We start from the raw sequence: 15029 nt of genomic DNA on the forward strand, positions 1-15029 counted from the left end.
ATAAGGCTACCATCCAAACCTCGGGTTTACAGCATTATTGTAGATTGAACCGAAGGTATAGGAGAAGCCAAAATAGCCGTAGTATTCGAATTTTGTTTCCGTCATTCTTCTTCTTGTTAAAATATCAAAATCTGACACGCCTGCTTTAGGCAGCGACAGCTGGTCGTTAACCACGGATGCTGAACCTGAAAAGTTAATATTCAAACCTTTGAATATCCTCACAGACATGTAAAGATCCGCATTCAGATTGTTTTTTGACCAGTCATGAAAGTAATTGTTCCACCTTATTGTGAAATCCACAGAACCCCATTTTTGTATAACTTCCCATGAAGCTGATAACCTGTGCAATCCAAGCTGTTCCGTTAACTTATTATAAATTGTTGTGTCAGAATAATTATTATACAGATAACCAATTTCATACATTATCCTTAACTGGCGTCTTGTGGATTCAGAATAAGGGTAAATGTCATATTCAATTGCCGGTGTAATCCTATATTGCAGATCAAGGTACCCATAACTTGAAGCACTCAGTCCGGATGAAATCCCGGCAGACCAATGATCAGTCAATGATTTTGCATAATAGACATTCAAGCCATATGATCTCGTATAGTCATATTGAAAGGAACTATCTGCCATCTCATATTTCTGTTTTTGCCATGAAGCACTAACATAAGACTGGAACTTCGATTTTTCTGTTATTCTGTTAGCCGAAAGACTTTCGCTGAGTCTGATTGACTCGTACCTTTTTTCACCATTTAATGATCCATTCAGGTTTGCCCGAAACACCCAGCTATTCCACTTGTCAGTTTCTACTATCTCCCGGACAGGTTGTGTAAAATTAATATCAAAAAATTCCGACAAAGGAGTCTTGAGCATAAACCTCATAAATGCCATCTTTAATAATGAAACAGCTTTTTTCCTTAAAACATCCTCAGTATCATCGGGTGATGTAGTAATTTTAACCGTATCCTTCATGTCCGAGAATTTATTCTGTCCGACATAATAGACAGTAATTGTTTCTCCTCCTGATCCGGTTTCTTCAAAAGAGATTATAAGGCAGACATCGGCTTCTTTCAGGTCGCGAACATAGTTGATGAATGTAATTTCCTTTTTGATAAAGTCAGGGACATCAGGGAAATAAACATTAAGAGCATGTTTGCGGACTGTATCTGATTCAGTTACACCTTGTTGTGAAAATGCGTTACCAAAAAGCAGTACCAGCACAAGAATGAAAATTAACTTCTTCATTTTTAGTAAGATTAGTTTGGACGGCAATATGTCAGACAATATATGCCAAGACTGATAACAGGATTATTTTCATATAAAGTTATGAAAGACCTGATCTCAAGTCAAATAAAAATTCAAATATTCTTTATGATTGTTCGATTACAGAAACTCGGCTATATCGCCCAGAGGCTTTCTTTTCTTGCTTAACGATTTTTTAAATCCGGGTTTCTGATACCCCAGAGGTGTTATTCCATAAACCACCTCATTATCTTTAAGATTAAGAGCTTCTCTGAGAATTGCAGGATTATAAGCCTCGATCCAGCATGTTCCGACGCCTTCGTTTTCTGCAGCAAGTATTATATGTGTTAATGCAATTGCTAAATCTGTCTCAATGGAATTATAACCATCATAACTCCGGTTCCAGGCTTTATTCTTTTGTCCGACTATTACCAGAATATGTGGTGCCTCCCTAAACCAGTCACGTTCATAACAGGACCTTACCTTTTCGAGCATTTCGGATGATGAGATAACAAGAAATTTCCATGGCTGAAAGTTGCAGGCTGAGGGCGCTACTCTTCCGGCATCGAGGATCTTTTCCAGGATCTCTTTTGGTATTGGTCTGGAAGGTTCATAATTACGGATACTTTCACGCGAGCGGATAAGATCATTAAACTCCATTGTGTTTGTTAATTTGATTATATTATAAAAATAAAATACTTTATGAATGAAGCAGGTTATCAATTAGTTGCTGCTCGACAGGAGTTAAATGAATAATCTTATTGAAGTTTGTCCAGTCGGGCTTGGTTCTTTTAACACCTTTCATTACAGCTTTTATGATCCGATCAGACCAGACAGAGGGAGCGATTTCCTGTATTGTCTGTTTAAGTTGTCTTAAGCCCATAATCCTGTTTTGTATTAAAGATATAATACTAATTCTTATTTCGGAGAATTAATTTAGTAAAAAAATGTCAGTTAACAGAATATGAAAGACCTTAGTGAGTAATAATTTACTATTGATATTAAAGCTGACATAACATTGTACTATTTTTTTATCTAGCTTCACAATTGCTTTGAGACATTATCAGGTTATCATTTTAGATATAGGCTTAACTATCAATCAGATATAACAATTCAATATGAAGAAAATATTTGCAGGAAACCCAATCAGAACAATAAGGATTGGATTTATAATGGGGATGATAGCAGTTTCATGGCTGACATCGGCACAGGTTCCGGGAAACTCACTAATAAATGGCTTTAAAGATCCTCCTGAATCGGCAAAACCAAGAACATGGTGGCACTGGACAAACAGCAATGTTACAAAAGAAGGCATAACGAAAGATCTTGAATGGATGAAGCGTATTGGAATCGGAGGAATGCAGCTTGCCGATGTTGCTTCGGGTCAGGGACAGATAGTTGAGAAGAAGTTATTTTTCCGATCACCTGAATGGCTCGATGCCGTTCATCATGCCGCATCAGAAGCTGACAGACTTAACCTTGAGATGACAATTTTCAGTTCGGCAGGGTGGAGCCTTACCGGAGGCCCGTGGGTGAAACCTGAACAGGCTATGAAGAAGCTTGTATGGAGTGCGACTAATCTAAAAGGTCCCCTGAATTATAATGGCAAACTCCCTTCTCCTCCGTCGGTTGAAGGACCAGTCAGAAATCTCTCAAGGGCTGCCAGGGTATCCGAATCAGATCCAAAATTCTACAAAGACTGTATTGTGCTCGCATTCCCGACACCTCAGGATGAGATAGTTGACACACAGCCGGTACCCGTTGCTTCAACAGGGGCCGGTACGGTTGATCCTGCCGTATTAATCGATGATGATCTTTCAACTTCAATGGTTATCCGGTCAGGAAAAGACAAAAAGCAGGTCTGGATAAAGTTTAGTTTTGAAAAAGAATTCACTGCACGTGCAATAACTATGGCGAACCGTGCCGGTATTCCTGTCGGAAACCTGGCAGCCAGTAATGACGGTAATACTTACAGAACCATTGTTTCATTGCCCGGAGCACAGCTCTATCGCTCCGGCAAGGTTGCAACATTCTCATTTCCTGAAACGTCGGCAAGATACTTCAGACTTGAGTTCACTGGGGCTCCCATGAAACCAGGTGAGGTTATGGCTGAGACTACAACCCTTCCTGACTCTCTGTATACATTCAGTGAGCTAAAACTACATACCGGAGCAAGAATTAACAGATGGGAAGATAAGGCAGGGTTCTATCATCTGTTTAATTATGAGCCGGTTGAATCCGGTGAAGTATCTGCTTCGTCCGTTATTGATCCTGCATCTGTTATTGACCTAACTTCAAAAATGCTGCCTAATGGTTCAATTGAATGGAAAGTTCCAGCCGGAAACTGGACAATAATGCGATTCGGGTACTCACTCACCGGATCAAAAAACCGTCCGGCTGTTCCTGCCGGCTCAGGATATGAGGTTGACAAACTCAGCAAAGAGCATACTTTAGCATATATTAAGGAATATACTGCTCCCATCGCAGGTGTTCTGGGTACACTTTATGGTAAAAGCCTTCAGTCAGTAATGCTCGACAGCTGGGAGGCTGGTATGCAGAACTGGACTGACAGCATGCTGTATGAATTTAGAAACAGGAGGGGTTATGATCTTACTCCTTTCCTTCCGGCTCTTTCAGGTTATGTGGTGGGAAACAGCGATATCAGCGACAGGGTATTATGGGATTTCAGGAGGACACTTGCAGATATGTTTGCTGAGAATCATTATGCTGTACTTACAGAATTTCTTAATAAACAAGGGATTAAGACATATGGTGAAGCTTCGGGTGTTTCTCTTGAAATTCTTGAAGATGCCCTCCTTTGTAAAAAGTATGTTGATTATCCCATGGGTGAATTTTGGTACAGAGCTCTTCATCCTGAACTAATGTATTATCAGGATGTAAGAGGGGCTGCTTCTGCTTCACATATCTACGGAAAGAAAATCACTGCCGCAGAGTCTTTTACAGGAGGAGGATTTGAGTCGCCGAATACATTGAAGAAGATCGGCGACTACTGGTTTGCACAGGGAATAAACCGATTTGTTTTTCATACTTCGGCCCATCAGCCTCTTGACACAAAACCAGGCAACACTATGGTTGGTACTCATATCAACCGCAATATAACCTGGGCTGAGCAGGCATCTCCATTCATGACCTATCTGGCCAGGAATTCATTTATGCTTCAGCAGGGAAGATTTGTTGCAGATCTGGCATTTCTGCTCGATGAAGGTGCTCCTTCAACAATGCCGGTTTGGGGTACAGGTCTAAATCCAGCCCCTCCCGAAGGATATGACTATGACTATATTAATGCAGATGTACTTATCAACAGAATGAGTGTTGGCTCCGATGGAAAACTATTACTGCCCGATGGAATGAGTTATGCTGTTCTGGTACTTCCAAATACCACCCGGATGACTCTACCTGTAGCAAAAAAAATCAGAGATCTTGTAAATGCCGGCGCAACAGTTGTCGGTTGCAAGCCTGAAAGAACACAAGGCTATACGGGATATCCGGGTTCTGAGAAGAATCTTTCAGAAATAGTTTCAGAAGTATGGGCTGATCTTGATGGTGTTAGCCGAACCAGAAGAACCGTTGGGAAAGGAAAAGTATTCTGGGGAACACCTTTGAAAACAGTTCTTGAGGCTTCCGGAATTCAACCCGATTTTGAATATGGCAAAGGTCTTGACTCAAAGATCGATTGGATACACAGGAAAACTGATGATGCAGATATCTATTTTGTTGTGAATTCAACTGACCGCCCGATTGAAACAGAGTTGAGATTTCGCGTTACAGGCCGGGAAGCTGAAATTTGGGATCCGGCAACAGGGGAGGTATCCCCATCTTCTTATTCATTCTCAGCAAACAAGACGGTTGTTCCGGTTAAATTAACTGAACGTCAGTCTGCTTTTTTTGTTTTCAGTAATACCACTTCTTTTTCTTCAGGGACAAAAGTTCTGTCAAATCCTGTTTCAACTGCTGAGATCAAAGGTCCTTGGGAAATATATTTTCCTTCCGGACTGGGAGCTCCGGAAAAGATAACAACAGATACACTGAAATCATGGACAGAGAATTCGGATGAAGGGATTAAATTTTTTTCCGGTACAGCATCATACAGGTGTTCATTTGTGGCTTCCGGATTATTCATGGATAAGGGAACCAGGTACCTTCTTGATCTTGGCAGAGTAGGCGATATAGCTGAAGTAATCATTAATGGGTACAATGCAGGGTTGGTTTGGAAAGATCCCTTCACTGCAGATATTACAGGACATATTAGAAAAGGGGTGAACAAAATCGAAATTAAGGTGACAAATGAGTGGACAAACCGTATTATCGGGGATCTTAAGGCTGCTCCGGATAAGAAAATTCTTAATTCACCTCTTTTTGTGTTTGGGAATAAGTTGAATGAATCAGGATTGATAGGCCCGGTTAAAATTCTGAAATACTAATTGTGTTGTAACTTTTTTTAATATTTAAGTCATGAATAGATACACTTTCCAGCATGTTGTTATTTTATTAACAGCACTTTTGGGTTCTACTGTCTGCCCTGGTCAGGCTAAGCAGGATGTTGTGGCAGGAATACCTGTTAACTACGATGAGTCGTTATCAGGAACATATACCCTTCCTGACCCGCTCGTTTTTCCGAATGGCAAAAAAGTGAAGAATGCCAAAGAATGGTATCAGAAGAGGAGGCCTCAGATTGTAGCCCTCTTTGAGGAATTTGAATATGGAAAAATGCCGCCTGCCCCAAAGGATGTGAAATTTGTAATTTCTGATAAAGGTACTCCGGCACTTAACGGCAAGGCGATAAGAAAGCAGGTTACAGTTTATTTAACAAATGACACTTCTGATCATAAGATGGAGTTACTGATTTATCTGCCTGCCGGAGTAAAGAAGCCAGTTCCTCTGTTTTTCAATGTCAGTTTTTCTGCCAACACGGGTGTTGTTGACGATCCGGGGATTAAGGATGTTTATATACTGGGTAAAGACGGAAAAAAGGTTCTCGCTCCCAGGAACGGAAGGTTTGGGAGAATCGATCCTGATATGTTCCTTTCGCATGGAATCGGGTTTGCCACTGTTTGTTACGGAGATATTGAACCCGATTTTGCTGAGGGTATCAAGTATGGTATAAGAGGCTATTATCTGAAGGATGGCCAGAATTATCCGGCTCCCGACGAATGGGGAGCAATCTCGGCCTGGTCGTGGGGACTAAGCCGTGCTATGGACTTTTTTGAAACAGACCCGCAGGTTGACTCAAAAAAGGTCGCATTATTCGGGGTATCCAGGCTAGGGAAAACTGTATTATGGACAGGTTGCCACGATACCAGGTATGGAATGGTAATTGCAAGTTGTGGCGGTGAGGGTGGCGCTGCAATATCACGACGTTTGTATGGAGAAACAATTGACCATATGACTCATCCATCAAGATATTTCTACCAGTTCGCAGGCAACTGGCGTAATTACAAGGACGATCCCTCAAAATCACCTGTTGAGGCAAACATGCTCGTGGCACTTATGGCTCCCCGACCACTTTTACTTCAGACAGGAGATACAGATAACTGGTCCGATCCTAAAGGTGAGTTCCTGGCTGCTGTAGCTGCTGCTCCTGTTTATGAAATGCTTGGTAAAAAATCACTTGGAACAGATATATTTCCTGCTCCGGGAGTACCCATTCTCCACGATCTTGGTTATTTCATGCATGCAGGAGGACATGGAGCATTACCCGCAGATTATGAGGTATTTATAAAGTTTATGAAAATGCATTTTATGTAAAAAATATTGTATTTTCAGATTTTTATTCTCTTTGTCAGCCGGATATCAGACGATGAGGTTCCCAGCATCAACTCTATCTCTCCGTTTTCAAGTTTCCAGTCGTAAGCTTTCTCATCCCAATATTTAAGTTGATCAACAGGAACTTTCATCTTAATTGTTTTAGACTCACCTGCTTTTAGTGAAACTCGTTCAAAGGCTTTAAGTTCTTTAAATGGCCATTCTACTTTTGCATCAACACGGTGTACATAAAGCTGCGCTACTTCATCAGCATCTTTCTTACCAGTGTTCTTCAGCTGAAAAGTTACTTCTATCGATTCGTCGCTTCCGTATTTTTCTTTCGATGTTTTTAGTTTTTTATATTCAAAAGTAGTATATGAAAGACCGTACCCAAAAGGATACATAACTGGTAATTTCCTGGTATCGAACCATCTATATCCGACAAACAGTCCTTCTGAGTATACTGCAATATCCTTATTTGAAGTATTTTGCTGAATGCTTTCAGGTTTCTTCTCTCCCACAAGTGCTACAAAAATGTCTTCCGAAATGGGACTGTCAGTCTGCGGATAGTTGCCCAAAACGTATGCCGGAGAGTCTTCCAGTTTTATAGGAAGAGTAAACGGAAGCTTACCTGATGGGCTTATATTCCCCAGGAGCACATCTGCTAGAGCATTTCCTCCTTCGGTACCATTGAACCAGGAAATTATCAGTGAAGATGATTTTTCATTTACAACTCTCAGATCGACCGGGGCACCTGCCACAACAACTGTCACAATATTAGGATTCACATTGTAAACAGCTTTAATTATTGAATCCTGACCGTAAGGCAGATGAATTGTTGTACGATCGCTGCCTTCCGTTTCGACCTCCCTGTTGTTGCCGGCCATGAACAGAACAAGATCTGCCCCTCTGGCTGCGTTAACAGCTTCCTTTAATAACTCAGCATCAGGATAAGTAATTGCAGCCGGCCGTTGTCCCCAGACACGAACAGGCATAACATATCCTTTGACGAAGGTTATTTGTGCGCGGTTCCCAGCTTTTGCCAGTAATCCCTGAAGTGGGGTCACTTCATAACGTGCCTTTACACCGGCTCCTACACCTCCGCTGGCCATCTTGCGGATTGCGTTATCGCCAATAACAACAATCTTTTTATATTTATCGAGGTTGAGGGGAAGCAGTGAATTAGTATTTTTAAGCAATACAATCGATTTTGCGGCAATATCATAAACAATACGTGACTGTTCTGGTTGTGCTGTCATTACAACAGTAGCTTTATCTGCAGGAATTGGTGTAATCGCAAAACGTACCCTTAGAATATTCTTAACTTTTGCATCGATAACTGAAATGGGTACGATACCGGCTTTTATGGAATCGAGCAGTGGTTTACCAAAGAACCGGGAGTTTGGCATTTCCACATCCAAACCGTTCATAGCTGCTGCAACTGTGCTGTGGACTCCGCCCCAGTCGGAGATTATCAATCCTCTAAAACCCCATTCATCACGAAGAATTTTGTTTTGTAATATGTCATTCTCGGAACACCATAAGCCGGAAACCTTATTGTAGGCAGCCATGACTCCGTATGCATCAGCCTCTTTAACAGCGGCTTCAAATGGAGGAAGATATATTTCACGCAATGCTCTCGGACTGACAATTACATTAACTCTGCCTCTGTTCATTTCCTGATTATTCAGGGCATAATGCTTAAGACAAACAGCAACCCCCTGATCCTGTACTCCTTTTGTATAGCCGACCGAAAGGCGGGAGCTTAAAAAGGGATCTTCGCTAAGGTATTCATATGTACGACCCCCGGTTGGAATTCGCTGGATATTGATAGCAGGTCCGAGGAGCATGTCTTTTCCGCGCAACCTGGCTTCTCTTCCCATTCCTACGCCATATGAGTATGCTAGATCCTTGCTCCATGTAGCTGCCAGTGCTGAACCAGTCGGGAAAAATGTTGAGGAATCGTTTGCTAGTTTTAACGGGTTCCATGAGTGAGGTTCCATTTCTTCCCTGATCCCAAACGGACCATCAGTATATACCATATCGGCAATACCAAGACGTTCAATGCCTTCTGAAGTAAACATGTTTTTACCATGTAACATGGCTACCTTTTCCTCGACAGTCATTTGTGAAATGATCTTATCGATTTTTGCATCGTTTTCAACCAGTTTTGATTTAAGTGGGGCACGTGAACTCTGGGCTATTACTGAATGTGAACCAATAATAATAGATATTGAAATTAACAACAGAGTTATAATCAGCTTCCGGGAATTTGTCGGAAGGCCGGTTTTTCCTTTTTCAAGATTGTTAAACATCTCAGTTTAATTGTAAGGTATAGGATTGTTAATTAGAATTTTAATTACTTAAATAATTTTGGGGCGAAGGTGTTCAGGTAAATTCTCCAGTTTGCCCATGTATGACCTCCGGGTGTAATGAAAAATGTATGCTCAAGTCCGTTTTTCGTAAGAGTAGCATCGAGTGTCTGAGCAGAAGTCAGAAGACCATCAGCACCTCCGCAGGCCAGAAAGTATAACTTGTATCCGGCTTTTTTCAGAGCTTTAAAGTCAGCATCGTATTTAGCTTTATTTTCATCATTAACTCGGATACCATTACTAAGAGGGCATATGTAGCTAAAGAAACCGGGATAAAGGTTGGTACATGAAATTGTATGACCGGCGCCCATCGACAGTCCTGCTAAAGCTCTTGATGCCGGCTTCGCAATAACCCTATAGTTTTTCTCAACGTATGGGACTATGTCTTTTACAATACTGTTTACGTATGAGTTTGCAAAAGCCGGGTTGGTTCTGTCTATGACTTTTTCGGGTATCATTAATGTTCTTGCTGCAGCCTGTGTAGGATTTCCGTTAGGCATTACCACAAGCATGGGTAAAGCCAGTTTCTTCTCAATCAGGTTATCCAGGATCTGACATGTACGGCCCATTGTACTCCACGCATCTTCATCGCCACCTGCACCATGAAGAAGATATAATACAGGGTATTTTGCCGTGCCGGTTTCATAACCGTAAGGAGTATAGATGAACATGCGACGCGTCATGCCGAGTGTTGGTGATTCGTACCAAACCTGCGACAAGTTACCCCTCTGTTTTGCTTCAAAATAGTTGGCAGTAAGGTCACCTGGAATAAGCAGAACACTAAGGTATCTTGTCCCGTCTCTCTGAGTAAAGATATTGATTGGATCATTTACACTTAAGCCGTCAACAATAAAGCTATATGTGTACAATTCAGGTGCAGGTTTTCGGATACTGACTGACCAGACACCGTTTTTATCTTTTTTCATATCGGTTGACAATCCAGGGGTAGCAGACCACGAGCCTGCAAGTTTAACACTCGCGGCATAGGGTGCAGAGATTTTGAAAACAACCTCTGTTTCTCCAATACTGGGTGAAACAATAGGTTGAGTTCTTGGAAAGTTAGCTAGTTCCTGGGCATATGAATTCATAAAAAGGAACAGGACTAATATTGAAAATGAAACTTTTATTTTCATAATATGTTTTTTTAAATCAGTTTAATAAAGTCTTAGGAACCGGTTTTCCTATTTAAATAATAATTGTCCAAAAGTATTAAGGTAAACTCTCCAGTTGGCCCAGGTATGGCCACCACCTGTTATGAAAAAAGTATGCTCCATCCCGTTCTTTGTAAGGGCAGCATCCAGCGTTTTGTTATTAGCAAACGTGAAATCGTCGCTACCACAACCAATCCAATAGAGTTTATAACCGGCTTTTTTAATTCCCTGCAGTTGCGCATCGACTTCAGGTGTATCCTCTCTTATACCGGCACTTAAAGGGCAGATATAACTGAATGTACCAGGATATGCTGCTGTTACAGCAGTTGTGTGTCCGCCGCCCATTGAAAGGCCTGATATTGCCCTTGCATCGGGTTTTGGAATCGCCCTATAGTTCTTTTCGACGTAAGGAATAATATCTTTCACGATGCTATTAATATACATATTGGCAAATTTTGGATCAGTACGGTCAAAAGTCGTTTCCTCGAGCATAAGAGTTTTTGCTGCTTCCTGACCCGGATTGCCGTTAGGCATAACGCAAATCATTGGTACTGCAAGTTTCTTTTCAATAAGGTTATCGAGTATCTGAACTGCACGGCCCATAGTGCTCCATGCGTCTTCATCTCCACCACCTCCATGTAAAAGGTAGAGGACAGGATAACTCTCTTTACTAGTTTCATAACCATATGGTGTATAAACATACATACGACGGGTTTTTCCGATTACAGGTGAATCGTACCATACTTTTATAAGGTTTCCATGTTTATTTGCCTCAAAGTAGTTTGCGGTAAGATCTCCCGGGACAAGCAGTACACTCAGATAACGGGTACCATCTCTCTGAAGAAAAATGTTGCTGGCATCGTTAACTACCAGTCCGTCAACAATAAAGTTGTATGTATAAAGTTCTGTTGCCGGTCTGGGGATACTAACACTCCAAACATTTAAAGAATCCTTCGTCATGTTTACAGATGAATCAGGACTTCTCATCCAGGAACCATAGAGCCTTACAAGTTTAGCCTCCGGTGCCAGAATTCTGAATACTATGGTTTTCTCACCGATCTCGGGAGAAACAATTGCAGCTCTTCTGAAGTTTGATAATTCCTGAGCCTGTAAGCCCAGAAAAGAGAAGAGGCATAAAACTGATAATAGAACTTTGTGTCTCATATAAGGTTATTAAAGAGTTTAAAACATTGCTAATTTAGTTATTATTATATGAGTAAATTATGCTGTTGGACACGTTCTTATTTATGCTTTTTTAGCTAGCTTCACATTGACTTTTTTTGATGCCATTTTATAAATCAAAATTTAGTGATATCATTAAATCAGTTTTAGCACAATTTAAAATGAACAGATTATTGACACGAAAGCCAATCAGGATGTTATTAATTAATTTCCTTCTGGTTATTTTATTAAATGGATGTTTTTCCGAAGAGCACATAAAATTTCTTAATATTCCGGTAAATGGCAGTATTGATCAATTTGCAAATGAACTGGTTAAGCTGGGATATACTGAGTTACCCCCAACAATGGAAAATCAGGTTAAACTAAGTGGGATGTTTATTGATAAGCAATGTGAGATTGATCTATATGGAACCTCTAAAAGCCATGCAGTATATGAAGTAAAAGTCAACGTGCCAACAGAAAATCGTGATTCACTTAATGGTGCCTTTATCAGAATCCAAAAGTTGTGCTCATCAAAATATGGGATTGGAAGAAGTGAATACAAGCAGTATAGAAATTCTGACAGGTTTCATTTTAATGAACCGAGGCGAATCAGGCAGTTAAATGCCGGAGACTTTACAAGATATACTAAAGCTTCAGGAATTATAATTTTGGAAGTCCATTCCGGGTCCATTTCAATAACCCTCACCGATAAACTAAATAGTGAAATTCAGAAACATGAAATGGAGTCGGGCGGGGTGTGACCCCGCTGATGCATCTTTTCTTTTTATTTAACCATATTTTTAAAAGCTGATCCGAATATTAAATAACTTGTATTTCCCCCAATGGTGCCTTCATTTTGTCCCCATATAAATGGCCAGTCATCATAGTTTTCAAAGTGATCGGGTTTTCTGAATAATATACCCGGAGCAACATTACCCGGAATAAAGGAGAAATCGGCCCTGTTATTTCCATAAAAGACTGCTTTGGGACGAGCGGCGCCCACTGTTGCCACTAACGAGTAATTGTGATACGGATGGCAGCCAAACAGCCAGTTGGTGGCCTTGAAAGCATGGCTTGCATCTATAATATCAGGGAAATATTTGTTTGCAAAGCAGATTGTGGTACCAAAGTTCACGACATCTCCGCTTCCTGCCCAGTTGCCAAGTCCTATTGGAACTCCGTACGGATTATCCTTTTCAAGCTTGTCGATATATTCTTTGTACTTCACAACATACGTACTGAGCTTTTCTTTGAAGGATGCATCCATGTGCGGTATAGCATTTAATGCAGTAAGTATGGTGAAACTTACGTTACGGTCAAGGGCAGGCCACAAGAGCTCCTGAAACTTATCGAGATATTGTTTCTCTCCGGTGGAAATGTAAAGCTGAAGATTGGTAGCCATATCTGCTGATCCGCCGCCCATCCCGGGGCGACCCTGAGGTTGTTTGGCAAGTAATTCAGTTGCTTCCTTTAGAAGCCTTTTTGACTGTTCCAGAGCTCTTGCCGAGAGATCGTCGTTATACCCCTTCAGCGCCCGGCTGGCTGCGGCAAACATTGTTGCTGCCCTGAGATCGAGGCCGGGATTACGGCTTGTAAAAGCCCACATACCGTCTTTAACTCCGCTTGAGCGGCCATCAGGGGCTACTTCGTACGGACCAAGATCCGGATTATAGGGAAGGCCATCAGTTATTGCGGCGGCGTCACCAAGGTGATGGTAATTATCCAAAACAGAGTTGGAAAGAGTTTGTGCCATGTGTCCGATATTCTCTGCCTGGGCTACAAGGTTCATAGTTCCATGCTCGATAAACTGTAGTACGTCTGGTGTTCCATCGGGACGATGCAGATCAACATAACGTTGCTTCTGATCAACAAAAGTCTGATCACGCAAAGGTTTGAAAGACTCCCATGTCTGGACAAAGTTCTGCACCACTCCAATGTTCGCTCCTGTCTCGATATCAAAATCTCCTGCGTCGAAAAAGCCGCCGGTATTCAATCCGGGAATCAATTCCAGAGCCTTATATCTGGTATCTGTTGATGGTCCCTGCCTGTGCATGTCGAAATGATCGGTGGGTGCCGGAGCCTGAAGATAACCGTCCTTAAAAGGTTCGCCGTGCCAAACTCTGTAAGCTTCGTTTACGAACATGTGGTTCATATGTATCGGGATCCATATATCACTTGTGGCGTCAGTGATATTGTCGTAAACACTATTTTCTATTAAAAAGTTATTTGTTTTAAAACTACCATACTGAATATAATAGATCCCGGGAATGTTAACTGAAGAAAAGTCGAATTTTACATAGTGGTATTTATAATAGTCTCCCCAGGGAACGATTTTGCCACTGAATACTTCGGTAGCTACGCCGTCGTCGCCTAATTTCATTATCGATGCTTTTGCAAGTGGTTTGTCTTTCTTGTCGAGTTCAATTACAGAGACTTTCTGTTGTGAAGGGAGGTAACCAACCTGAGAAAAACCGATATTTGGTTCTCTAATCCAGCCTTTAATGGCATTCGGTTCAACTGTCCAGGTTAAAACCTTGCCTGCTTTTCCTGCCGGAAGTATGCTGCGGACAACGAACCAGCCGTTTTGAGCCAGTATACGACCGTCGAAAAGCATAATATCGGCATCCTGAGAGGTTATTTTTACAAGACGTTCGGGATCATCAGGTGCAAGGAGAATTATATGTCCGGTTTCAAGAGGAAGAGGATCAATAAATTTTCCGGTACCCCTGTCGTCGGAAGTTACATATCCTTTGAATTGCCTGAGTTTTTCAGAGTTAGGCCTTGCAATTGTGTTACCCACCACATAACGGGGGAATCGGTTATATCTCCCATCCATCAGATAGGTCTTACCCCAGTATTGCGACGGCAGAAACTCAAGATTAAATCCGGCGCTTCCTTCAAGTGCTTTCGGAACCGGTTTATCGAGGTAAACAGAAATCTCAACACCCTTACCTCTTGCAGTGACAACAACCCGTGACTCAAAATTGTAATCTTCATATCTTAGCAAAGACTCAATTGTTTTGGAGGCACGGTCAACTTTCCGGGTTGGTATCGCAGGAACAAGATCCCACTGCTCAGGCGTACTGGAGAGCCTGACAGCTCCTCCCTGTGCTGTTCTGACGCCATGATGAATCAATTCTATACCGGCTGTTTTCTCATCGTTAAAACCTCCTGTAAAAAGATTACTGTACACAAGTACATTGACGCCCTGGGTCTCAAAATACTCAAGATCATTTAGTATCAGACTCTGTCCCGAAGCAATACTTAATGCAGCTGATTGCAACACTATAAGTGATAAAATCGCAAGTTTTTTCATCATAATCGAAATAAGGTT

The 15029-nt window shown here is 41.5% G+C and carries 10 protein-coding genes; 3 read left to right on the plus strand and 7 right to left on the minus strand.

From position 1 onward, the window contains the following. Window positions 1–6 precede the first annotated feature (6 nt). The 3 genes from IPJ16_06670 to IPJ16_06680 form a co-directional block, all read right to left on the minus strand. Complete coding sequence (locus IPJ16_06670; GenBank protein ID MBK7626872.1) at window positions 7–1248, minus strand: hypothetical protein; 1242 nt, start codon at window positions 1246–1248, stop codon at window positions 7–9. 138 nt (window positions 1249–1386) lie between these two features. Beyond that, window positions 1387–1905 carry a nitroreductase family protein gene (locus IPJ16_06675; protein MBK7626873.1) on the minus strand — a complete coding sequence of 173 codons (519 nt, stop codon included), beginning with the start codon at window positions 1903–1905 and terminating at the stop codon, window positions 1387–1389. Between the two features lie 40 nt (window positions 1906–1945). After that, window positions 1946–2128, minus strand: a complete 183-nt coding sequence (locus IPJ16_06680; GenBank protein MBK7626874.1) for a hypothetical protein — start codon at window positions 2126–2128, stop codon at window positions 1946–1948. 235 nt (window positions 2129–2363) lie between these two features. Between IPJ16_06680 and IPJ16_06685 the strand changes: the two genes are divergently transcribed. Together IPJ16_06685 and IPJ16_06690 are read left to right on the plus strand one after the other, a co-directional pair. Further along, on the plus strand, window positions 2364–5687 hold the full coding sequence (locus tag IPJ16_06685) for a glycoside hydrolase (protein MBK7626875.1): 3324 nt from the start codon (window positions 2364–2366) through the stop codon (window positions 5685–5687). A 31-nt stretch (window positions 5688–5718) separates the two neighbouring features. Further along, entirely contained in the window at window positions 5719–7011 is a 1293-nt protein-coding gene (locus tag IPJ16_06690; protein MBK7626876.1) for an acetylxylan esterase, read from the plus strand. A gap of 14 nt (window positions 7012–7025) precedes the next feature. Here IPJ16_06690 and IPJ16_06695 read toward each other — a convergent pair whose 3' ends face one another. Genes IPJ16_06695 through IPJ16_06705 form a run of 3 tightly spaced genes read right to left on the minus strand, consistent with a single transcriptional unit; the run spans window position 7026 to window position 11695 of the window. Continuing rightward, window positions 7026–9323, minus strand: a complete 2298-nt coding sequence (locus IPJ16_06695; GenBank protein MBK7626877.1) for a glycoside hydrolase family 3 C-terminal domain-containing protein — start codon at window positions 9321–9323, stop codon at window positions 7026–7028. A gap of 44 nt (window positions 9324–9367) precedes the next feature. After that, a complete protein-coding gene (locus IPJ16_06700; GenBank protein MBK7626878.1) occupies window positions 9368–10513 on the minus strand; it encodes an esterase in 1146 nt (381 codons plus the stop codon). Between the two features lie 48 nt (window positions 10514–10561). Continuing rightward, entirely contained in the window at window positions 10562–11695 is a 1134-nt protein-coding gene (locus IPJ16_06705; GenBank protein MBK7626879.1) for an esterase, read from the minus strand. A gap of 179 nt (window positions 11696–11874) precedes the next feature. Between IPJ16_06705 and IPJ16_06710 the strand changes: the two genes are divergently transcribed. Beyond that, entirely contained in the window at window positions 11875–12456 is a 582-nt protein-coding gene (locus IPJ16_06710; protein ID MBK7626880.1) for a hypothetical protein, read from the plus strand. A gap of 23 nt (window positions 12457–12479) precedes the next feature. On the opposite strand, the gene IPJ16_06715 is transcribed toward IPJ16_06710, so the two are convergent. Continuing rightward, complete coding sequence (locus tag IPJ16_06715) at window positions 12480–15011, minus strand: glycoside hydrolase family 9 protein (protein ID MBK7626881.1); 2532 nt, start codon at window positions 15009–15011, stop codon at window positions 12480–12482. Window positions 15012–15029: the final 18 nt, after the last annotated feature.

Source organism: Bacteroidales bacterium (assembly GCA_016709865.1).
Taxonomy (GTDB): domain Bacteria; phylum Bacteroidota; class Bacteroidia; order Bacteroidales; family VadinHA17; genus LD21.

What these genes read in the sequence shown, in the direction of transcription:
- IPJ16_06710 (MBK7626880.1), top strand. Translation starts at nt 11,875, where the DNA reads ATGAACAGATTATTGACACGAAAGCCAATCAGGATGTTATTAATTAAT.
- IPJ16_06680 (MBK7626874.1), bottom strand. Translation starts at nt 2,128, where the DNA reads ATGGGCTTAAGACAACTTAAACAGACAATACAGGAAATCGCTCCCTCT.
- IPJ16_06700 (MBK7626878.1), bottom strand. Translation starts at nt 10,513, where the DNA reads ATGAAAATAAAAGTTTCATTTTCAATATTAGTCCTGTTCCTTTTTATG.
- IPJ16_06695 (MBK7626877.1), bottom strand. Translation starts at nt 9,323, where the DNA reads ATGTTTAACAATCTTGAAAAAGGAAAAACCGGCCTTCCGACAAATTCC.
- IPJ16_06675 (MBK7626873.1), bottom strand. Translation starts at nt 1,905, where the DNA reads ATGGAGTTTAATGATCTTATCCGCTCGCGTGAAAGTATCCGTAATTAT.
- IPJ16_06705 (MBK7626879.1), bottom strand. Translation starts at nt 11,695, where the DNA reads ATGAGACACAAAGTTCTATTATCAGTTTTATGCCTCTTCTCTTTTCTG.
- IPJ16_06685 (MBK7626875.1), top strand. Translation starts at nt 2,364, where the DNA reads ATGAAGAAAATATTTGCAGGAAACCCAATCAGAACAATAAGGATTGGA.
- IPJ16_06690 (MBK7626876.1), top strand. Translation starts at nt 5,719, where the DNA reads ATGAATAGATACACTTTCCAGCATGTTGTTATTTTATTAACAGCACTT.
- IPJ16_06670 (MBK7626872.1), bottom strand. Translation starts at nt 1,248, where the DNA reads ATGAAGAAGTTAATTTTCATTCTTGTGCTGGTACTGCTTTTTGGTAAC.
- IPJ16_06715 (MBK7626881.1), bottom strand. Translation starts at nt 15,011, where the DNA reads ATGAAAAAACTTGCGATTTTATCACTTATAGTGTTGCAATCAGCTGCA.